The following is a 20518-nucleotide window of genomic DNA, read 5'->3' on the forward strand; positions in this document are numbered from 1 at the left end:
CCAAATGAACGCACCTGGAAATACAGGGCGACGAGTGCCGAGGGGAAACGCGCGTGGTGCAGAAGAAGCGCATTTATCTGGTCGAGGACGAGGCCGACATCCGCCGGCTGGTGAAAGAGGTGCTGGAGGGATACGGCTACGAGGTGTCCTGCTGGCCCAGCGGGCGGGAGGCGCGGGCGGCGATCCAGCGCCAGGCCCCCGACCTGTGCCTAGTCGATCTCGGCCTGCCGGACATGGACGGGCTGACCCTGGTTCGCGAGCTGTGGGAGGATGTGCGCTTCGGCGTGATCATCCTGTCCGGGCGCGGCGGCACCTCCGACCGGATCCTGGGGCTGGAACTGGGCGCCGACGATTACATCGTGAAACCCTTCGAGCCACGGGAACTGGTCGCCCGCGTCAACAGCGCCATCCGCCGCCGCGAACAGCTGGCCGGCGCCACGGCCGCGGCGGAGACCGCGCGGGCGCGCTTCGGCAATTGGGTCTTCGACCTCGGCAACCTGACGCTGAGCGCCGATGACGGCCGTCAGGAAAGCCTGACCGCGGCGGAGGCCTCGCTGCTGCTGACCTTGCTGAAGGCGCCCAAGCGCGTGCTGTCGCGCGAGCATCTGCAAGGCCCCGACCAGGACCGTGACGATTTTCCCTATGACCGCAGCATCGACGTCCGCGTGTCGCGCATCCGCAAGAAGATCGAGGACGATCCCCGCGCCCCGCGCCTGATCAAGACGGTCTATGGTGCCGGATACCTGTTCGCCGGCGACGTGACCTGGCTGCGGTGACTGGGCTGAGGTGATCTGGGCTGCGGCGATCCGGGTTACGGTGAATGGGGTGCCTCGCTTGCCTGGGGCAGCAACAACTCCAATAACAATTGGTCATAATCCTGAGAAAGTTGCGCAAAGCTGATCTGGTACAGGCTGTTTCCAACACCGCCGCGCCCAATGTCGGCGCGCAACAAGAACCCCTGGGGAGAACGGTCCGATGAGTGAAACTGCCGCCGCAGCCGATGTCCGCGCCAATCCGTATGAACGCGACCTCGACCGCAACGCCGCCAATTTCGTTGCGCTGACGCCGCTGACTTTCCTGGAGCGCGCCGCCTCCGTGTGGCCCGACCGGCTGGCCGTCGTCCATGGCCCGGTTCGCCGGACCTGGGCCGAGACCTTCGTCCGCGTACGCCGTCTGGCCGCGGCGCTGGCGAACCTGGGGATCGGCATCGGCGACACCGTCGCCATGCTGGCCGCCAACACGCCCGAGTTGTTCGAGGCGCATTTCGGCGTGCCGCTGGCCGGCGCCGTGCTGAACGCCGTCAACACCCGCCTGGACGCCGAAGCCATCGCCTTCATCCTGAAGCATGGCGAGGCGAAGATCCTGATCGTCGACCGCGAGTTCTCCGGCGTGGCGAAGAAGGCGCTGGCCCTGCTCGACGCGCCGATCCCGGTGGTGGACATCGACGATCCGACCTACACCGGCGGCGAACTGATCGGCGACCGCGACTATGAGGCCTTCATCAGCGACGTCGGGACCGAACACCCCTGGACCCTGCCGGCCGACGAATGGCAGGCCATCGCGCTGAATTACACCTCCGGAACCACCGGCAATCCGAAGGGCGTCGTCTATCACCACCGCGGCGCCTATCTGAACGCGGTGTCGAACGCGCTGTCCTGGAACATGGGCGACGCGCCCGTGTATCTGTGGACGCTGCCGATGTTCCACTGCAACGGCTGGTGCTTCCCCTGGACCATCGCGGTCACCGCCGGCACCGCGATCTGCCTGCGCCAGGTCCGCCCCGATGCCGTGCTGAAGCTGATCCGCGAGGAGCGGGTGACCAACTTCTGCGGCGCGCCCATCGTTCTGAACATGCTGAACAACGCGCCGGCCGAACTGAAGCAGGGCATCGAGCAGAAGGTGAAGGTGATGGTTGCCGGCGCCGCCCCGCCCGCCGCCGTCATCGCCGGCATGGAGCGCATGGGCTGGGAAGTCACCCACGTCTACGGCCTGACCGAATGCTACGGCCCGACCGTGGTCTGCGTCTGGCACGACCGCTGGGATGGCCTGTCGCTCGACGAGAAGGCGGCGATCAAGGCCCGCCAGGGTGTCCGCGGCCCGATGCTGGAGGCGGTGATCGTCGCCGATGCCTTCACGCTGGAGCCGGTGCCGAAGGACGGCCGCACGATGGGCGAGATCATGATGCGCGGCAACAACGTCATGAAGGGCTACCTGAAGAACCCCAAGGCGACGGAAGAGGCCTTCGCCGGCGGCTGGTTCCACACCGGCGACCTCGCCGTCTGGCATGAAGACGGCTATGTCGAGATCAAGGACCGGTCGAAGGACATCATCATCTCCGGCGGCGAGAACATCTCGTCCATCGAAGTGGAAGATGTCCTCTACAAGCACCCCGAGGTGCTGGAGGCCGCCGTCGTCGCCCGCCATGACGAGAAGTGGGGCGAGACGCCCTGCGCCTTCGTCACGCTGAAGGACGGCGCCACCGCGACCGAGGCCGACATCATCGCCTTCTGCCGCGCCCACATGGCCCACTTCAAGTGCCCGCGCACGGTGGTGTTCGGCCCGCTGCCGAAGACCTCGACGGGCAAGATTCAGAAATACGTCCTGCGCAAGCAGACCGAAGGGCTGTAAGGGGCGGGGCGCTTTGCCCCCACCCTAACCCTCCCCCGCTCTCGGCCGGCCGAAGGTCCGTCCGATGCGGGGGAGGGGACTGCCGCCCTTCTTTGCGATGCCTTTGCAAGCATCCGCTCCCTCCCCCGCCCAGCGGGGGAGGGCCGGGGTGGGGGCAACGCCCGCCCACGCCCACACGCTGCCCAATCCTTAGGGGACCCGCGCCATGAAGATCCTCTGCGCCGTGAAGCGCGTCGTCGATTACAACGTCAAGATCCGGGTGAAGACCGACCAGTCCGGCGTCGAGACGTCCAACGTGAAGTTCTCGATGAACCCCTTCGACGAGATCGCCGTCGAAGAGGCGGTGCGCCTGAAGGAGGCCGGCAAGGCGACCGAGATCGTCGTCGTCTCCATCGGCCCGACCCAGGCGCAGGAAACGCTGCGCACCGCTCTCGCCATGGGTGCCGACCGCGCCATCTTGGTGCAGACCGATGCCGAGACCCAGCCGCTGGCCGTCGCCAAGGTCCTCAAGGCGCTGGTCGAGAAGGAGGCCCCCGGCCTCGTCATCCTCGGCAAGCAGGCGATCGACGACGACTGCAACCAGACCGGCCAGATGCTCGCCGCCCTGCTCGGCTGGGGCCAGGGCACCTTCGCCTCGAAGGTCGCGCCGGCTGGGGACGCCGTGGCGGTGACGCGCGAGATCGACGGCGGGCTTGAGGTCGTGTCGCTGAAGCTGCCGGCGGTGGTCACCGCCGACCTGCGCCTGAACGAGCCGCGCTACGCCTCGCTGCCCAACATCATGAAGGCGAAGAAGAAGCCGCTGGAGACGGTCACGCCGGACGCCCTGGGTGTCGATGTGACGCCGCGGCTGAAGACGGTGAAGGTCGCCGAGCCGGCGAAGCGTCAAGCCGGCATCAAGGTGCCGGACGTCGCCGCACTGGTCGACAAGCTGAAGAACGAGGCGCGGGTGATCTGAGCGCCTGTCCGGTGCCCCCACCCTAACCCTCCCCCGCTTCGCAGGGGAGGGAACTCCGCCAGCCTCCCGCATCAGCACTTACCCCCTCCCCCGCCCAGCGGGGGAGGGTTGGGGTGGGGGCAAGTGACTGCACTCTCCGCCCGTCCGACAGAGGAATCCGCCATGCCCATCCTGATCCTCGCCGACCACGACAACGCCAGCCTCAAGCCTGCCACCGCCCATGCGGTGACCGCCGCCGCCAAGCTGGGCGCCGACATCCACGTCCTCGTCGCCGGCCGCAACGCCGCCCCCGCCGCGGAACAGGCCGCGAAGCTGGCCGGTGTCGCCAAGGTGCTGCTCGCCGACGATGCCGCCTACGAGCATGCCCTGGCCGAGCCGGTCGCGGCCCTGCTGGTCTCGCTCGCCCCGGCCTACAGCCACGTCCTCGCCGCCGCCACCTCGGTGGGCAAGAACGTGCTGCCGCGCGTCGCGGCATTGCTCGACGTGGCGATGGTCTCCGACGTCACCGCCGTGGTCTCTTCGGATACGTTCGAGCGGCCGATCTATGCCGGCAACGCCATCGCCACCGTGCAGTCGGCCGATGCGGTGAAGGTCGTCACCGTCCGCACCACCGCCTTCGAGGCCGCCGCCGCCACCGGCAGCGCCGCGGTCGAGAGCGTCGCCACCGTGGCAGACCCCGCCCTGTCGAGCTTCGTCTCGGCCGAGCTGTCGAAGTCGGAACGTCCGGAGCTGACCTCGGCCCGCATCGTGATCTCCGGCGGGCGCGGCATGCAGTCGGGCGACAACTTCCACCTGCTGGAGGCGATCGCCGACAAGCTGGGTGCCGCGGTGGGCGCCAGCCGGGCCGCGGTCGATGCCGGCTTCGTGCCCAACGACTATCAGGTCGGCCAGACCGGCAAGATCGTGGCGCCGGACCTCTATGTCGCCGTCGGCATCTCCGGCGCCATCCAGCATCTGGCCGGCATGAAGGACAGCAAGGTGATCGTCGCCATCAACAAGGACGAGGAGGCGCCGATCTTCCAGGTCGCCGACTACGGCCTCGTCGCCGACCTGTTCAAGGCCTTGCCGGAACTGCAGCAGGCCGTCTGACACCGTTCGTTTCCCCGTTACCCGAAGAGGTCCCCCATGACCGCCGCCGCGATCCCCTACACCCCGCCGCTGAAAGAGATCCGCTTCGTCCTCGACCACCTCGCCGGCATGGCCGACGTGGCGGCTCTGCCGGGCTTCGAGGATGCCAGCCCCGACATGGTGGACAGCATCCTGGGCGAGGCGGCGAAGATCGCCGAGAACGTCCTGGCGCCGCTGAACCGCATCGGCGACGTCCAGGGGGCCAAGCTCGGCACCGACGGCATCGCCCGCACGGCGGAGGGCTGGGGGCCTGCGTGGCAGGCGCTGGTGGAGGGCGGCTGGAACGGTCTGCCCTTCGATCCGGCGCGCGGCGGCATGGGGCTGCCCAACCTGTTGAACACCGCGGTGCAGGAGATGTGGCATTCCGCCAACATGGCCTTTGCGCTCTGCCCGATGCTGACCCAGGGGGCGGTGAACGCGGTTCAGCTCTACGGCTCCGAAGCGTTGAAAGACATCTACCTGCCCAAGATGATCTCGGGCGAGTGGACCGGCACCATGAACATCACCGAGCCGCAGGCGGGCAGCGATCTTGCCGCCACCCGATCGCGCGCGGTGCCGAACGGCGACCATTACCTCGTCAGCGGGCAGAAGATCTTCATCACCTACGGCGACCACGACCTGACGGAGAACATCGTCCATCTGGTGCTGGCCCGCCTGCCCGATGCGCCTCCGGGCGTGAAGGGCATCAGCCTGTTCGTCGTGCCGAAGTTCCTGGTCAATGCCGACGGCAGCCTGGGCGCCCGCAATCAGGTGAAGTGCGTGTCGCTGGAGCACAAGCTGGGCATCCACGGCAGCCCGACCGCCGTGCTGTCCTTCGGCGACGAGGGCGGGGCGACCGGCTTCCTGGTGGGCGAGCCGAACCGCGGCCTGGAATACATGTTCACCATGATGAACCACGCCCGGCTGAACGTCGCCATGCAGGGCCTGTCGATCGCCGAGCGCGCCTACCAGCAGGCTTTGGCCTATGCCCGCGACCGCGTGCAGGGCAAGCCGCTGGGCTGGAGCGAGGGCCAGTCGAAGGGCATCGTCAACCACCCCGACGTCCGCCGCCTGCTGATGGGCATGAAGGCGCGGATCGAGGCGATGCGCGGCATCCTCTACACCGCCGCCGCCGCGGTGGACGTGGCGCACCATCATGCCGACGAGGCGGCGCGCGGCCGGGCCGCCCTGCTGGTCGATTTGCTGACCCCCATCGCCAAGGGCTGGTGCACCGAGACCGGCCAGCAGCTGGCGTCGGACGGCGTGCAGGTCCATGGCGGCATGGGCTTCATCGAGGAGACGGGGGCCGCCCAGCATCTGCGCGATGCCCGCATCACCACGATCTATGAGGGCACGACCGCCATCCAGGCCAACGACCTGATCAACCGCAAGATCCTGCGCGACGGCGGGGCGACCGCCAACGGGCTGCTGGACGAGATCGCGGCGCTGGGCGGCGAGCTGTCCGGCCATGCTGACGACGCCTTGCGCGTCACCGGGGCCGAATTGGCCGCCGCCGTGCTGGAGGCCAAGCAGGCGGTGGCCTGGGTGCTGAGCGTGGCGAAGCAGGACCCGCGCCTGCCGGCCGCCGCGTCGGTGACTCTGCTGGAGCTGATGGGCGTGGTCGTCGGCGGCTGGCAGCTTGCCCGCGCCGCCAAGGTGGCGGTGGAGCGGCTGGCGGAGGGCGATGCCGACACCGCCTTCCTGTCGGCCAAGCCGCTGACCGCGCGCTTCTTCGCCACCCATGTTCTGCCGAAGGCGGCGGCGCTGCGGGCTACCGTCGTCAACGGCTCCGCGAGCGTGATGGCGCTGAGCGAGGAGCAGCTGTTCGGCGCGGCTTGACGGGGACGCGCTTGCCGGTTGGTGCCGGGGTCTTTGGCCCTTTGTTGGGTGTCGCGGGTGGTTGGGGGACCTCCCGCCACTGCCCCGGCGCCAGCCCGTCCAGCGTCCAGTCGCCGATCGACCAGCGGATCAGCCGCAGGGTGGGGAAGCCGACCGCCGCGGTCATGCGGCGGACCTGCCGGTTGCGCCCCTCGCGCAGGGTCAGCGCGATCCAGCAGGTGGGGATGGCGGCGCGGTAGCGCACCGGCGGATCGCGCGGCCACAGCGCCTCGGGCTCTTCCATCCGCCGCACTTCGGCCGGCAGGGTGGGGCCATCCTTCAGCGTGACGCCGCGGCGCAGAGCCTCCAGCGCTTCGTCGGTCGGGATACCTTCCACCTGCACCCAGTAAGTCTTGGGCATCTTGTTGGCCGGCGAGGCGATGCGGGCGATCAGCGGTCCGTCGTCGCTCAGCGCCAGCAGCCCCTCGCTGTCGCGGTCGAGCCGGCCGGCGGCATAGACCCCCTTCACCGGCACCAGTTCCGCCAGGGTCGGGCGGCCCTGGTCGTCGGTGAATTGCGGCAGCACGCCATAGGGCTTGTTCAGCAGGATCAGGCGCGGCACGGGCTTGCTTCCTTGCGCGGTTCGGGAAAGGCGCTATCGTTCGCACCCCAACACCAATCTAAATAGCAGGGGTTCGGCCGTGACGCTTCTGTTCTGCTCCGCCAGCGACAGCGCCGAGGATTGGCGCCGGGAAATCGCCCTCCATTTTCCCGACCTGGAGATGCGCGTCTGGCCCGAGACCGGCGACGTCGCCGACATCGAAGTGGCGGTGGTGTGGAAGCCGCCGGCCGGCATGCTGGCGACCCTGCCCAACCTGCGGCTGATCGTTTCGCTCGGCGCCGGGGTGGAACCGATCCTGGAGGACCCGACCTTGCCCGACGTGCCGCTGGTGCGGATGGTGTCGGAGGGGCTGACGGTCGATATGGCCGGCTATGTGGTCTACCAGGTTCTGTACTGGCACCGGCTGATGGACGCGTATGCCGCCTTCCAGGCCGAAGCGCGGTGGGAGCAGCTGGATCATCGCCCGGCCTCCGAGGTGACCATCGGATTCCTGGGCATGGGTGAATTGGGGGCGGCATCGGCCCGCACGCTGCGGACCCTGGATTACCGCCTGATGGGCTGGAGCCGCAGTCCCAAGAGCATCGAGGGGGTGGAGAGCTTCTCCGGTCCCGACGGTCTGGCGGCGATGCTGCCGCAGTGCGATTTCCTCGTTTGCCTGCTGCCGCTGACCGACGAGACCCGCCGCATCATGGATGCGTCGCTGTTCGCCGCCTTGCCCAAGGGGGCGGTGGTCATCAACGCCGCCCGCGGCGGGCATCTGGTCGAGTCGGATCTGCTGGATGCGTTGGACAGCGGCCATCTGCGCGGTGCCAGCCTGGACGTCTTCGCGACGGAGCCGCTGTCGGCCGACCACCCGCTCTGGCGCCATCCGCAGGTCCGCGTCACCCCCCATGTCGCCGGGATCACCCACCCGTCGCTCTGCGCCGTGCAGGTCGCCGACGCGGTGAAGGCCCTGCGCGAGGGTCGGCCGCTGCCCAATCTGGTGGACCGCAGCCGGGGCTACTGAGCTTAAAGAAGGATCTTCCTCGACTGTCATCCCCGCGATGGCGGGAATCCAGGCTTCCGGCTCAAACAGTTGAAAAGTCTGGATTCTCGCCTTCGCGGGAATGACGCTCGACGAAAGCGCTTCGGGGATTCCAGCGCAGTCGCGGCCCTTACAGCATCTGAACCGCGATCACCGCCAGCAGGGCCGCGATCACCCAAAGGGCGGCGCGGTCCGAGCGGCGGCGGTGTTCCCAGCCGTTCAGCATCTGGCGGACGGTGTGCGGATGCAGGCGCACCCCGCCTTCCGCGATGTCGCGGGTCACCCGCTCCGCCTCGCTGACCAGGGCGGGGATGCGGCGGACGGTGGTCAGCAGGGCGCCGGCATCGTCGATGATCTGCGCCTCCGGCCCGCGGTTCTCGCGCATCCACTCCTCGATCAGCGGACGGGCCAGTGCCCACATGTTGATGTTGGGGTTCAGCAGCCGCCCGACGCCCTCGGCCGTCAGCATGCTCTTCTGCAGGAGCAGCAGTTGCGGCTGGGTTTCCATCTCGAACTGTTCGGTGACCGCGAACAGCTGGGCCAGCAGCCGGCCGACCGAGATGTCGGCCAGAGGCTTGTTCTGCAACGGTTCGCCGATGGCGCGGCAGGCCTGGGTGAAGATCTCGATCGACTGGTGGCGGGGGACGTAGCCGGCCTCGAAATGCACGATGGCGACGCGGCGGTAGTCGCCGGTCAGGAAACCGATCAGCATGTCGGCGAGATAATAGCGCGTCTCACGGTCCAGCCGGCCCATGATGCCGAAATCGACGGCGGTGATGGTGCCCTGTTCGTTGATGAACAGGTTGCCGGGATGCAAATCGGCGTGGAAGAAGCCGTCGCGGAAGACTTGGTTGAAGAAGCTGGCCGAGGCCATCGCCAGGATCTCGTCGCGGTCGAAGCCGGCGGCGGAGATGCGGGCCGGTTCGTCCACCTTGAAGCCGCGGATGCGCTCCAGCGTCAGCACCCGGCCGCCGGTGCGCTCCCAATCGACCTTCGGCACGTTGAAGGTGGCATCGTCCTTGAAGTTCGACGCCAGTTCCGACGCGGCCGCCGCCTCCATCCTCAGGTCCATCTCCAGGCGGGAGGTGCGGGCGAAGGTATCGACGATTTCGGTCAGGCGCAGCCGCTTCAGCCTGGGCAGGACCCATTGGGCGAGCGCCGCCAGCCGGTAGAACAGGTCGATGTCGCGCTCGAAGGCCTGCTCGATCCCCGGACGCAGCACCTTGACCGCCACCTCCTGCCCGTCGGCGGTGACGGCGAAATGCACCTGGGCGATGGAGGCGGCGGCGACCGGCTTGTCGTCGAAGCTCTGGAACAGCGCCTGGACCGGCTGGCCGAACTCCGCCTCGATGATGGCGCGGGCCTGATGGGCGGGGAAGGGCGGCAGCTTGTCCTGCAACTCGGCCAGATCGACGGCCATCCGCTCGCCGACCAGATCGGAGCGGGTGGACAGAAGCTGCCCCAGCTTGATGTAGGTGGGCCCGAGTTCGGCCAGCGCACGGGCCAGCCGCTCGCCCTCGCGGCCAGGCACGTCCTTGCGGGCGATGCGGCGCCACAGCCACAGCAGGCCGGGGGCGGTGCCCAGCAGGCTGGTGGGCAGGGCATCGTGACGGGCGACCGTTCGGCCGATCACGGCCATCCGGATCAGGTTGCGCAGGATACGGAACACGGGGTCTTAGATCCGCCAGCCGGAATGGATGGCGGCGATCCCGCCCGACAGGTTGCGCACGCGCACCGCACCGAAGCCCGCAGCCTCGATCCGCTTCGCCAGATCGGCCTGTTGCGGGAAGCGGCGGATGCTCTCGGCCAGATAGCGGTAGCTCGCCTCGTCCTTCGCCACCACGCGGCCCATGAAGGGCAGCACCTGGAAGGAATAGACGTCGTACAGCTCGCGCAGCACCGGCAGGACGACGTGGCTGAATTCTAGGCAATAGAATTTGCCGCCGGGCTTCAGGACGCGGTGCGCTTCCTTGATCGCCTCGTCGATGCGGGTGACGTTGCGCAGGCCGAAGGCGATGGTGTAGGCGTCGACCGAGCGCGAGGCGATGGGCAGCTTTTCCGCGTCGCCGACCGTCCATTGCACGCCGGACAGGATGTTGCGGTCGACGGCGCGGTCGCGGCCGACCCGGACCATCGCCTCGGTGATGTCGCAGACCACCGCGGCCCCGCCGCCCTTCTTCAGGAAGCGGAAGGCGATGTCGCCGGTGCCGCCCGCCACGTCCAGCAGGGTCATGTCCGGCTTGGGCGCCACCATCTCCATCAGCGTGTCCTTCCACAGCCGATGGATGCCGCCCGACATCAGGTCGTTCATCAGGTCGTAGTTGGTCGCCACGCTGTCGAAGACGGCGCGGACCAGCCCGGACTTGGCGGACGGATCGACGGGGGTGAAGCCGAACCAGTTGCCTTCGGCACCGGACGCGGGCTTTTGCGGGTCGGGGGTGTGGTCGCTCATGGCCGGGAAGATAGCGCGGGCAGGGGCCATGCGCCAGCGGGGGCGTGCGATGCGGCAAGCGCTGCGGCGAATGGCGTAGGGCGGATGGGGGCGTTGGTTGGCGGTGCGGGGGATGGAACGGCGTGGAACAGATTTCGGACACTGTTTCATCGGGCGCGGTGGGGCGGTGAGCCGGCGGTTCGATGCGGAATGAAACAGGGTGAAACACTTTTTCGCTGATGTTCCATCTGGCGCTCCCTCCTCAAACTGTTAGGCGCAAAATCCTAACATAAGGGCGGGCCGGTGAGGAGGAGGGCCGGAAAACCACGCGGCTCCCGATCCTTGCCTTACCCTTCACTCGGCCGCCCCGTCCCACATCTCCCTTGCATCCCGCCGCCCCCGCGCGTATAAGCGCATCCTTCCACGGGCGGCGAGGCTGGGCCGTATGGCTCAGGGCATGCCCACCCGTCCGATGGAATTCCGCCTCATTTCCCTCTAGGAAACGAAAATGCCCAAGCTGAAGACGAAGAGCGGCGCCAAGAAGCGCTTCAAGGTGACCGCCACGGGTAAGGTTCGCGCTCAGGCCGCCTACAAGCGCCACTGCCTGGAACAGAAGTCCCCGAACATGAAGCGCAACGCGCGCGGCATGATGACCCTGTGCGACTCCAACGCCCGCACGGTGCTGAAGAACTGGCTGCGCAACGCCTGATCTCGGCACATCATAGAATTCGGAAGGACTGAACCATGGCTCGTGTTAAGCGCGGCGTCACGACGCACGCCCGTCACCGTAAGATCCTGAAGCTCGCCAAGGGCTACCGGGGTCGCAATTCCAAGAATTTCCGCATTGCGGTCGAGAAGGTCGAGAAGGCGCTTCGTTACGCCTACCGCGACCGCCGCAATAAGAAGCGCGATTTCCGCGGCCTGTGGATCCAGCGCATCAACGCCGGCGTCCGTCAGTACGGCCTGACCTACTCGCGCTTCATCAACGGCATCAAGCTGGCCGGCATCGAGATCGACCGCAAGGTCCTGTCCGATCTGGCCGCGCGCGAGCCGGAGTCCTTCAAGACCCTGGTGGACAAGGCCCAGGCCGCGCTCGCCTCCAAGGCCGCCGCGTAACGCCTCGCGCTTCCCGCCCTGGGAACGCTTGCCGTCACGGCGTCAGTTGTAAGAGAAGGGAGCCGGGCCGCTGGGCCGGCTCCCTTTTTCTTTTTGCACCGTTTTCTTCCCCACGCTTGCCGGGAACCGCCATGCTCGACGCGCTGAAAGACGAACTTCTGTCGCAGGTCAACGCCGCCGCCGACCTTTCGGCGCTGGACGAGGTGCGGGTCTCCGCGCTCGGCAAGAAGGGGCGCATCACCGGCTTCATGAAGGAGCTGGGGAACCTCACGCCGGACGAGCGCAAGGAGCGCGGCCAGGCGCTGAACGCGCTGAAGGACGAGATCGCCGCCGCCATCGACGCGCGCAAGGCCGACCTCGCCGCCGCCCACCTGAAGGCGCGGCTGGAGGCCGAGCGGGTCGACGTCACACTGCCGATCCGCCCGGAGACCGAGGGGCGCATCCACCCGATCAGCCAGACGATGGACGAGATGATCGCCATCTTCGCCGAGATGGGCTTCTCGGTCGCCGAAGGGCCGGACATCGAGGATGATTTCCACAACTTCACCGCCCTGAACTTCCCGCCCGGCCACCCGGCGCGCGACATGCACGACACCTTCTATCTGCCCGATTCGGGCGATAAGAAGATGCTGCTGCGCACCCACACCAGCCCGGTGCAGGTCCGCACCATGCTGAACAACAAGCCGCCGATCCGCATCATCGCGCCGGGGCGCACCTACCGCTCCGACTACGACATGACCCACACCCCGATGTTCCACCAGATCGAGGGGCTGGTCATCGACGAGGCGACCAACATGGGGCACCTGAAGGGCTGCCTCGTGGAGTTCTGCCGCGCCTTCTTCGACGTGGACGATCTGCCGCTGCGCTTCCGCCCCAGCTTCTTCCCCTTCACCGAACCGTCGGCGGAGGTCGATATCGGCTGCTCGCGCAAGGGCGGCGAGCTGAAGCTTGGGAATTACGGCGACTGGCTGGAGATCCTCGGCTGCGGCATGGTCCACCCGAACGTGCTGGAAGCCTGCGGCATCGACAGCACCCGCTACCAGGGCTTCGCCTTCGGCATGGGGGTGGAGCGCGTCGCCATGCTGAAATACGGCATCCCCGACCTGCGCACCTTCTTCGAAGCCGACCTGCGCTGGCTGAAGCATTACGGCTTCGTCCCGCTCGACATTCCCAACATCGCCCAGGGGCTGACGCGCTGACGCGATGCCGACCATTGCCGAATTCGACGGGATCAAGATCCTGATGTATTATCAGGATCACGATCCGCCCCATTTCCATGTCGAATACGGTGAGTGCGAAGCGCTGATCCGCGTTGCGGATCTGGCGTTGATCGAAGGGGATGTACCGGGCCGGATCCTGCGCCGCGTCACAGAATGGGCGCGACCGAAGCAGGCCGATCTGGCGTTGAACTGGGTCAAGTGCCGCAGTCATGTGGCGCCGGATCGCCTGTGACGGGCCGAGTTTGGAGGGAAGCATGCCGGGTTTGCTGAAGAACCGCATCGAAAGCGCCACCCCGCTCCCGGAAGGCCGGCGGGTGCTGTTGCGCTGGGTCGGCGGTGCCGAGACCAGCGTCGACATGAGCCCCCTGATCGCTCGTGGCGGCGTGTTCGCGGCGCTTTCTGATCCGGCCCTGTTCGCTGCCATCGCGGTCGGCCCGCGTGGCCGCTCGCTGGTGTGGCCGGGCGAACTGGACCTGGACGCCGACGCGCTGTGGTTCGAGGCCCACCCGAACGACAACCCCTTCACCCATTCCGCCGCGGCCGAGTGATCCTCGCTCCCTTTCTCTTCGCCCCTCTCTGCCCGCCAGACATTCATCGCATCACGGACCCGCTCCCATGAAGTTCACGCTGTCCTGGCTGAAGGACCATCTGGAGACCGACGCCTCGCTCGACCAGATCACGGAGAAGCTGACCGCCCTCGGCCTGGAGGTGGAAGGCGTCCATGACCGGTCGAAGGAGCTGGCGCCCTTCCGCGTCGCCCATGTCGTCTCGGCCGAGAAGCATCCGGACGCCGACAAGCTGCGCGTGCTGATGGTCGATACCGGCGCCGGCACGCTGCAGGTCGTCTGCGGCGCTCCCAATGCGCGCGCCGGCATGAAGGGCGTCTTCGCGCCGGAGGGGACCTATGTCCCCGGTTCCGACATCACGCTGAAGAAGGGCGTCATCCGCGGCGTCGAGTCGAACGGCATGATGTGCTCGAAGCGCGAGCTGAAGCTGTCCGACGAGCATGAGGGCATCATCGAGCTGCCGGACGACGCCCCCGTCGGTGCCGGCTTTGCCGATTATGCCGGGCTGAACGATCCGGTCATCGACATCAACCTGACGCCCGACCGCGCCGACTGCGCGGGCGTGCGCGGCATCGCCCGCGATCTCGCAGCATCCGGCATGGGCACGCTGAAGCCGCTGACCGCCGGTCATCTCGACACCACCGCGGTGGAGGGCCGCTTCGCCAGCCCGATCGGCGTGACCATCGCCGCCCCGGAGGCCTGCCCGCTGTTCGTCGGCCGCTACATCCGCGGCGTGAAGAACGGTCCGTCGCCGAAGTGGCTGCAGGACAAGCTGGTGTCCATCGGCCTGCGCCCGATCTCGGCGCTGGTCGACATCACCAACTACCTGACCTTCGACGCCGCCCGCCCGCTGCACGTCTTCGACGCCGACACGGTCAAGGGCAACATCACCGTACGCCTGGGCCGCGAGGGTGAGACGCTGGCGGCGCTGAACGGCAAGGAATACGCGCTGGACGGCGCCATGACCGTGGTGGCCGACGACGAACGGGCGGAGGCTCTGGCCGGCATCGTCGGCGGCGAGCCGACCGGCTGCACCGAGACGACCGTCAACGTCTTCGTCGAGGCCGCGCTGTTCGACCCGGTGCGCACCGCGCAGACCGGCCGCCGGCTGGGCATCGATTCGGATGCGCGCTACCGCTTCGAGCGTGGCGTCGATCCGGCCGCGGTCTTCGCCGGCATGGAACGCGCCACCCGCCTGATCCTGGAACTGTGCGGCGGCGAGCCGTCGGAACTGGTGGTCGCCGGGGCCGAGCCGGACTGGAAGCGCAGCCTGAGCCTGCGTCCGGGCCGCGTCGCGGCGCTGGGCGGCGTCGACCTGCCGCGCGACCGTCAGGTGCAGATCCTGATGGACCTGGGCTTCACGGTCGAGGGCGAGGATGCGGACGGCCGTCTGCGCTTCGGCGTCCCGTCCTGGCGCGCCGACGTCCATGGCGAGGCCGATCTGGTGGAGGAGGTGCTGCGCGTCCACGGCTTCGACGCCATCCCGGCGACGCCGCTGCCGCGCGAGACGGTACTGACCCGCCCGGCCCTGACGCTGAAGCAGCGCCGCGTGGCGCTGGCCAAGCGCACGCTGGCCGGCCGCGGGCTGTCGGAGGCGGTGACCTGGTCCTTCCTGTCCGGTCCGGTCGCCGAGCTGTTCGGCGGTGGCGAGCCGGGCCTGCGGCTGGTCAATCCGATCAGCAGCGACCTGGACGTGATGCGTCCGTCGATCCTGCCCAATCTGATCCAGGCCGCCGGGCGGAATGCCGACCGCGGCTATGCCGACGTGCGCCTGTTCGAGGTCGGGGCGGCCTTCCGCAGCCCGGCGCCGGATGGGCAGGACAGCGTCGCCGCCGGCATCCGCGCCGGCGCGGCCGTGCCCCGCCACTGGGCGGAGAAGGCCCGCGGTGTCGACGTGTTCGACGCCAAGGCCGACGCGCTGGCGGTGCTGGAGGCGGCCGGTGCCCCGACGGCCAACCTGCAGGTCACCACCGACGCGCCGGGCTGGTACCATCCCGGCCGGTCCGGCGTGCTGCGGCTCGGCCCCACCGTGATGGCCCGCTTCGGCGAGATCCATCCGTCGGTGCTGGAGACGCTGGGCGTAAAGGGGCCGGTCGTCGGCTTCGAGGTGATGCTGGACGCCGTGCCGCTGCCCAAGAAGAAGGGCGGCACCGCCAAGCCGATGGTCCAGCTGTCCGCCTTCCAGCCGGTGGAGCGCGACTTCGCCTTCGTCGTCGACCGCAAGGTGGAGGCCGACAAGATCCTCCGCGCCGTCAAGGGCGCCGACAAGGCGCTGGTCAAGGATGTCGCGGTGTTCGACGTGTATGAAGGTCCCGGCGTGGGCGAAGGACGCAAGTCGGTCGCCGTCTCGGTCACCTACCAGCCGACCACTGCGACCCTGACCGACGAGGCGATTGAGGCGGTTGGCCAGAAGATCGTCGCGGCAGTGGTCAAGGCCACCGGCGGAAGCCTGCGCAGCTGAGGGCCGGCATCCTTCGGTTGAAGGAAAGACCGAGCAATACAAAGACCCCCCGCTTCGCCGGGGGGGCTTTTTTTGTGAAGCGGAAAAACTCAGAGAGAGTCGCTACCCGGTTACCCGATCACTCAAGCATATGATGAATCGCTGATTGAGGAATCCCGAGTGCTTTCGGTAAGGGAAGACCGTGGTACTCTTCGTTGCAATTCAATGTTTGACGAAGGCGTGGGGCTCTGTGGAAAGATCGGGTTGCCGGACAATTTGTCTACGGAAGGCCCGTGAATCGACCGATGTCACCGCTATGGCACAGGCAACGCTTCCATTGCCTTGGCGTGTTCGGTGGCAATCATAATGCTGATGACGAAGCTGGGGTAACCAATGGCTGAGCCGAAAGACGATCAAGCAAACAAACCGGCGTCGGTTAAGCCACTTATCGTTGTGGTTGACGATGACCGGTCGATCGTTGAAGGGCTGGCGATCCTGCTGGACGGCTGGGGGTACGAGGTGGTGACCGCGGTCAGCGCCGCCGCCCTGGAGGCGCAGCTCGGCGGCCTGACCCGGACGCCGAACCTGATCATCGCCGACCATTACCTGCCGGCCGGCCGGACCGGGCGCGAGGTGGTGGAGCGCGTCCGCACCGAAACCGGGCAGCAGATCCCGGCCATCATCCTGACCGGCGACAGCACCCCCGAGCGGCGTGACGAGGCCGAACTGATGGGCTGCCAGCTGCTGCTGAAGCCGGTGCAGGTCGGACCGCTGCGCGAGGCGGTGGAAGCGCTTTGCCGTCCCTGAGGACGGGGTAAACAGCCGTCCGACAGCGCGCAGGATCCTAACGCGTTGCCGGACCCATCCGGTCGATGTCCGGCAGCACCGCAAGAAAGGCATCGACAACCGCCGGGTCGAAGCGAAGCCCCGCCAGCCGCCTGATCTCCGCCACCGAGTCTTCCCGGGACAAAGCCTTGCGATAGGGGCGGTCGCGCGTCATCGCGTCATAGGCGTCGGCGACCGCGACGATGCGGGCGCACAGCGGGATCGCCGCCCCGGTGCGGCCGTCAGGATAGCCGGTGCCGTCCCAATTCTCGTGATGCCAGCGCGCCACCGCCGCCCCCAGATGCAGATGGGTAGGGCCATCGGCCAGATGGCTCGCCTGGTTCAGCAGGGTGGCGCCGGCCACCGTGTGTGCCTGCATGGCGCTGCGTTCCGCCGGGTCGAGGGGGCCCGGCTTCGACAGGATCTCCGGATCGACCGCGGCGTTGCCGATGTCGTGCAGGATCGCCGCCAGCCCGATGATCTCCAGTGTCGATTCGTCCAGCGACTCGGGGAACAGTCCATCGGCATGCAGGCGGCGGGCGATGCGTTCCGTGATCGCCGCGATGCGCAGCGACCGGCTGAAGCGGCCGTCCTCCACCGCCTCCACCGCAAGCCGGTCCATGCCGAGCACGCCGCGACCGCCTTCGGCCAGATCGGCCAGTGCCGCCAGCGTGCCCTGCTGCGCCCGGTAGAGCTGTTCGTAATGGTGCAGGTTGTCGAAACCGACGGAGATCTTGCCGCAAAACACCTCGATCAGCTTGCGGTCCAGGTCGGACAGCGGCCGGTTGGAGCGCAGATAGACCACCGTCTCGCGGTCGTTTGGCGTGCGGATATAGAGCGTGCAGTGGTCGCCGGCATAGAGGTGCGTCCGCTTTTCCAGGCAGGCGGTGACCGCCGCCAGCACCGAAGCGTCGACGTGGCCGGCGGCGGGCTCGTTGATGAGATCCTCGAAGCGGCCGGAGCCGGCCAGCACATAAAGACCATCGCAGCCTTTCCCCTCGCCGCCACGCCCCTCGCCATTCCCTTCGCCGCTGCCGCCGCGCTGCATGCAGAGGATCGCGTCCGGCCCCACCCCCAGCAGGCCGGACAGCTGCGTCAGCACGCCGGCTGCGAACAGCTTCATGGAGCGGGCGCGGAACAGCGACGACGAGGCCTCGATGATCTTTTCCAGGCCGCGGCGGTTGGCGTCGATCGCCACGATGTCCTCGTAGGAGCGCAGCGCCGCGACCGTGGTGGTGAACAGCTGCTGGGCGGTCAGCTGGGTCTTCGCCTTGTAGTCGTTGATGTCGTAATCGAGGATCACCGCGCGTTCCGGCGCCTGTCCCGGCTGGCCGGTGCGCAGGATGATGCGGACGTTGCGGTTCTGCAGCTCCTCGCGGATGTGATGGACCAGCCGCAGGCCGGCATCCTCGGTCTCCATCACCACGTCCAGCAGGATCAGCGCGATATCGCTTTCCCGCGCCAGGATCCGCCGCGCCTCCGCCGCCGAATGGGCGGACAGGAAACGTGCCTTGCGCCCCTTGTAGGCGAAATCCGACAGGACGAGCTTGGTGATCGAATGGACCTCCGGCTCGTCATCGACGATCAGCATGGTCCAGCGGCTGCCGGGCTCCTCCTCTTCCCACGGACCGGCGTCGGGAGCCGCGTCGTCCAGGAACACCAGATCCTCGTCGGCATTCTCCGGCATGGACCCTGTATCCGCCTGGGGCGGATCGGGCTTCGCGTCGTCTTGCGGGGCGGTCGGGTCGGCGTTGGTCATGGCTCTTCGTTCGTGAAGGGGTCATGAGGGAGGGCGCGGCCGGCCCATCTGGTGCAAATCCATCAAAACGTATCCAGCTCGATCACCGTACAATCGAGTCCGCGTTGCGCCAACGTGCCGCAGGCGGTGTCGACCTGCAACCGCGTGAAAGGGGCGACCCCCACCTCGTACAGCAGCCGGCCCTTGCGGAAGACCGGCCACACCATCGGCGGCAGGTCGCGATAGGCGCTGCCCGGCCCGGCGGTGAACTCCTTCCAGGCGCGCAAGCCCTCGGCATAGCTGACATATTCGCCGAGCTTGATGCCGTAGAGCATTCCCGGCTCGACCGGCGGCATGCCCGGCAGCGGATAGGGCGCCACCACCCCGACCAGTCCCTGCACCGGCGCCACCGCGCGGGAGCCGGCTGGCAGCGCCAGCGTCGCCTCGCCGTTCGCGGCGCCGATCAGCGCCACCACGTCGCCCTTGCGCAGGGTGAAGCCGCGTCGCTTGCGGTTGCTCAGGATCTCGGTCGCGGAAATCGGGCCGGCGGCGACGACATAGCCTTCCGCCGGGGTCTGGGCGGCCTTGTCCCAGGCGGCGCGCGGCACGACGGCGGCGCTGCGGTGGGGCAGGGGGGCGTCCGCCGGCTGGCTGGCGGCCGGCTTCGGCGGGCGCGGCCCCTCGCCGCCGATCGCCGGCCGTCCGGTGACCATCAGCGCCGGGTCCAGCGAATCGGCGGGGACATAGCCGATGGGCTGGCCGCCGATGGCGATCTCCGTCCAATAGGTGCCGCGCGGGGTGCCCAGCGCGTTCAGCGCCTTGCCCTGCTTCAGCGTCATGACGATGCGGGCATCCTCGCTGGGACCGATCCGAACCTCGATGTCGCGGTTCAGCACGACCTCGCCGGTCAGCGGCGCGCCGATGGCGACGGGGCTCTGCGCCCGGGCCGGCGGGATGGCCGCCATGATGCTGCCGAGTCCAAGGAGGATGGCGGCGGTGATGAGCGCTGCGGTCATGACGTGACCTCCCTCGCGTGCACCGGCACATCGCGGTTCGGCACCCGGCGGCCCAGCATCTGCCGGCCGACAAGGTCGTGGATGGCGTCGGCCAGCAGGCGCACCGGCTTGGGCGCCGTGCCGCGGGCGCGGTGCAGGGCGATGTCGATGTCGGGCAGCTCCGGAAACCCCTCCGCCGCACCGATGCGGCGCAGGCTGGGCGGGATGGTGCAGTTTTCCATCGCCGTCACCCCCAGCCCGCCCATCACCGCGCCATGGACGGCGACGACGCTCTTGCTGGTGAAGGCGACGCGCCAGTCGCGGCCGATCCCGTCGAGCGCGGCGACCGCGAGGTCGCGCACGACGCAGCCCTTGGGGAACAGCGCCAGCGGCAGGGGATCCAGGCTCTCCACCGGGCGGTGTCCCGGCGGTGAACCCGATGGGGATACCGGCTCCTGCGGCGGGGCGACCCAGGACACCGGTTCCTGCCGCACCAACTCGCCGCCGGCCTCTCCGGCCTTGCGGGTGACCAGCGCCAGGTCGTAGCGGCCCTTGTCGATCTCCGCCACCAGATCGGGGCTGTTGTCGCAGATCACCTCCACCATCACGTCGGGATAGGCGGCGTTGAAGCGGGCCAGCACGTCGGGCAGCAGCATGGTGGCGTAATCGTCGGGCGTGCCGATGCGGACGCTGGCCACCGTCGGGCTGCGGTGCATCAGCGCCATCACCTCGTCGTTCAGGGTCAGCATGCGCCGGGCATAGGCCAGCAGCACCTCGCCGTCGCGGGTCATGCGCACGCCGTGGGTGTCGCGTTCGAACACCCGCTTGCCCACCGTGTCCTCCAGCCGGCGCACCTGCTGGCTGACCGCCGCCTGGGTGCGGCCCAGCCTTTCGCCGGCACGGGTGAAGCTGGCGCTGTCGGCGACGGCGACGAAGGCGCGCAGCAGGTCGGTATCGAGATTGGCGGGCATGGCGGGGGACCGGAAGTTGCCTCCCATTCAACCAGAGCGCCCGCCCATCCGCAACGATGCGG

The 20518-nt window shown here is 68.3% G+C and carries 19 protein-coding genes; 13 read left to right on the forward strand and 6 right to left on the reverse strand.

Translation table 11 applies throughout. From position 1 onward, the window contains the following. The first annotated feature begins 53 nt into the window (after positions 1 to 53). From ACWPKK_RS00325 to ACWPKK_RS00345, 5 genes are all read left to right on the forward strand, one after another. The gene (locus ACWPKK_RS00325; protein ID WP_324866123.1) at positions 54 to 776 is read left to right on the forward strand and encodes a response regulator transcription factor; all 723 of its coding nucleotides are present in this window, start codon (positions 54 to 56) and stop codon (positions 774 to 776) included. A 199-nt stretch (positions 777 to 975) separates the two neighbouring features. Beyond that, positions 976 to 2628, forward strand: coding sequence for an acyl-CoA synthetase (locus ACWPKK_RS00330; RefSeq protein ID WP_452000308.1), 1653 nt, complete (start codon positions 976 to 978; stop codon positions 2626 to 2628). Positions 2629 to 2833: 205 nt separating this feature from the next. Continuing rightward, positions 2834 to 3583: an electron transfer flavoprotein subunit beta/FixA family protein gene (locus tag ACWPKK_RS00335; protein ID WP_452000310.1), complete on the forward strand. Its 750-nt coding sequence runs from the start codon at positions 2834 to 2836 to the stop codon at positions 3581 to 3583. Between the two features lie 162 nt (positions 3584 to 3745). Beyond that, positions 3746 to 4672 carry an electron transfer flavoprotein subunit alpha/FixB family protein gene (locus tag ACWPKK_RS00340; protein WP_452000311.1) on the forward strand — a complete coding sequence of 309 codons (927 nt, stop codon included), beginning with the start codon at positions 3746 to 3748 and terminating at the stop codon, positions 4670 to 4672. 36 nt (positions 4673 to 4708) lie between these two features. Beyond that, complete coding sequence (locus tag ACWPKK_RS00345; protein WP_452000313.1) at positions 4709 to 6529, forward strand: acyl-CoA dehydrogenase C-terminal domain-containing protein; 1821 nt, start codon at positions 4709 to 4711, stop codon at positions 6527 to 6529. On the opposite strand, the gene ACWPKK_RS00350 is transcribed toward ACWPKK_RS00345, so the two are convergent. Beyond that, positions 6471 to 7130 carry a pseudouridine synthase gene (locus ACWPKK_RS00350; protein WP_452000315.1) on the reverse strand — a complete coding sequence of 220 codons (660 nt, stop codon included), beginning with the start codon at positions 7128 to 7130 and terminating at the stop codon, positions 6471 to 6473. The genes ACWPKK_RS00345 and ACWPKK_RS00350 overlap by 59 nt on opposite strands. A gap of 79 nt (positions 7131 to 7209) precedes the next feature. Here ACWPKK_RS00350 and ACWPKK_RS00355 point away from each other — a divergent pair, with 79 nt between their 5' ends. Then, positions 7210 to 8136: a 2-hydroxyacid dehydrogenase gene (locus tag ACWPKK_RS00355; RefSeq protein WP_452000316.1), complete on the forward strand. Its 927-nt coding sequence runs from the start codon at positions 7210 to 7212 to the stop codon at positions 8134 to 8136. Between the two features lie 148 nt (positions 8137 to 8284). Here the strand turns inward: ACWPKK_RS00355 and ubiB are convergent, their stop codons facing one another. Together ubiB and ACWPKK_RS00365 are read right to left on the reverse strand one after the other, a co-directional pair. Then, positions 8285 to 9823 carry a 2-polyprenylphenol 6-hydroxylase gene (ubiB, locus tag ACWPKK_RS00360; RefSeq protein ID WP_452000318.1) on the reverse strand — a complete coding sequence of 513 codons (1539 nt, stop codon included), beginning with the start codon at positions 9821 to 9823 and terminating at the stop codon, positions 8285 to 8287. 6 nt (positions 9824 to 9829) lie between these two features. Continuing rightward, positions 9830 to 10606, reverse strand: a complete 777-nt coding sequence (locus tag ACWPKK_RS00365) for a class I SAM-dependent methyltransferase (protein ID WP_452000320.1) — start codon at positions 10604 to 10606, stop codon at positions 9830 to 9832. Between the two features lie 487 nt (positions 10607 to 11093). Here ACWPKK_RS00365 and rpmI point away from each other — a divergent pair, with 487 nt between their 5' ends. The 7 genes from rpmI to ACWPKK_RS00400 all read left to right on the forward strand — a co-directional run bounded on the left by rpmI (position 11094) and on the right by ACWPKK_RS00400 (position 16734). Continuing rightward, positions 11094 to 11294 carry a 50S ribosomal protein L35 gene (rpmI, locus tag ACWPKK_RS00370; RefSeq protein WP_012975158.1) on the forward strand — a complete coding sequence of 67 codons (201 nt, stop codon included), beginning with the start codon at positions 11094 to 11096 and terminating at the stop codon, positions 11292 to 11294. Positions 11295 to 11329: 35 nt separating this feature from the next. After that, entirely contained in the window at positions 11330 to 11701 is a 372-nt protein-coding gene (gene rplT, locus ACWPKK_RS00375) for a 50S ribosomal protein L20 (protein WP_149228229.1), read from the forward strand. Positions 11702 to 11832: 131 nt separating this feature from the next. Next, positions 11833 to 12900 (forward strand): phenylalanine--tRNA ligase subunit alpha, encoded by a 1068-nt coding sequence (gene pheS / locus ACWPKK_RS00380; protein ID WP_452000322.1) that lies wholly within the window; start codon positions 11833 to 11835, stop codon positions 12898 to 12900. Between the two features lie 4 nt (positions 12901 to 12904). After that, positions 12905 to 13153, forward strand: a complete 249-nt coding sequence (locus ACWPKK_RS00385) for a DUF4160 domain-containing protein (protein ID WP_452000324.1) — start codon at positions 12905 to 12907, stop codon at positions 13151 to 13153. A 22-nt stretch (positions 13154 to 13175) separates the two neighbouring features. Further along, on the forward strand, positions 13176 to 13469 hold the full coding sequence (locus tag ACWPKK_RS00390; RefSeq protein ID WP_452000326.1) for a DUF2442 domain-containing protein: 294 nt from the start codon (positions 13176 to 13178) through the stop codon (positions 13467 to 13469). Positions 13470 to 13536: 67 nt separating this feature from the next. Continuing rightward, positions 13537 to 15948 carry a phenylalanine--tRNA ligase subunit beta gene (gene pheT, locus ACWPKK_RS00395; protein ID WP_452000327.1) on the forward strand — a complete coding sequence of 804 codons (2412 nt, stop codon included), beginning with the start codon at positions 13537 to 13539 and terminating at the stop codon, positions 15946 to 15948. Positions 15949 to 16380: 432 nt separating this feature from the next. Continuing rightward, entirely contained in the window at positions 16381 to 16734 is a 354-nt protein-coding gene (locus ACWPKK_RS00400) for a response regulator (RefSeq protein ID WP_149228226.1), read from the forward strand. Between the two features lie 37 nt (positions 16735 to 16771). Here ACWPKK_RS00400 and ACWPKK_RS00405 read toward each other — a convergent pair whose 3' ends face one another. From ACWPKK_RS00405 to ACWPKK_RS00415, 3 genes are all read right to left on the reverse strand, one after another. Continuing rightward, entirely contained in the window at positions 16772 to 18511 is a 1740-nt protein-coding gene (locus ACWPKK_RS00405; protein WP_452000329.1) for a DUF3369 domain-containing protein, read from the reverse strand. Between the two features lie 62 nt (positions 18512 to 18573). Then, the gene (locus ACWPKK_RS00410) at positions 18574 to 19506 is read right to left on the reverse strand and encodes an SH3 domain-containing protein (protein WP_452000330.1); all 933 of its coding nucleotides are present in this window, start codon (positions 19504 to 19506) and stop codon (positions 18574 to 18576) included. Continuing rightward, the gene (locus ACWPKK_RS00415; protein WP_452000332.1) at positions 19503 to 20456 is read right to left on the reverse strand and encodes a LysR substrate-binding domain-containing protein; all 954 of its coding nucleotides are present in this window, start codon (positions 20454 to 20456) and stop codon (positions 19503 to 19505) included. Before ACWPKK_RS00415 ends, ACWPKK_RS00410 begins: the two co-directional genes overlap by 4 nt. Positions 20457 to 20518 lie beyond the last annotated feature (62 nt).

The organism is Azospirillum largimobile (assembly GCF_977007025.2).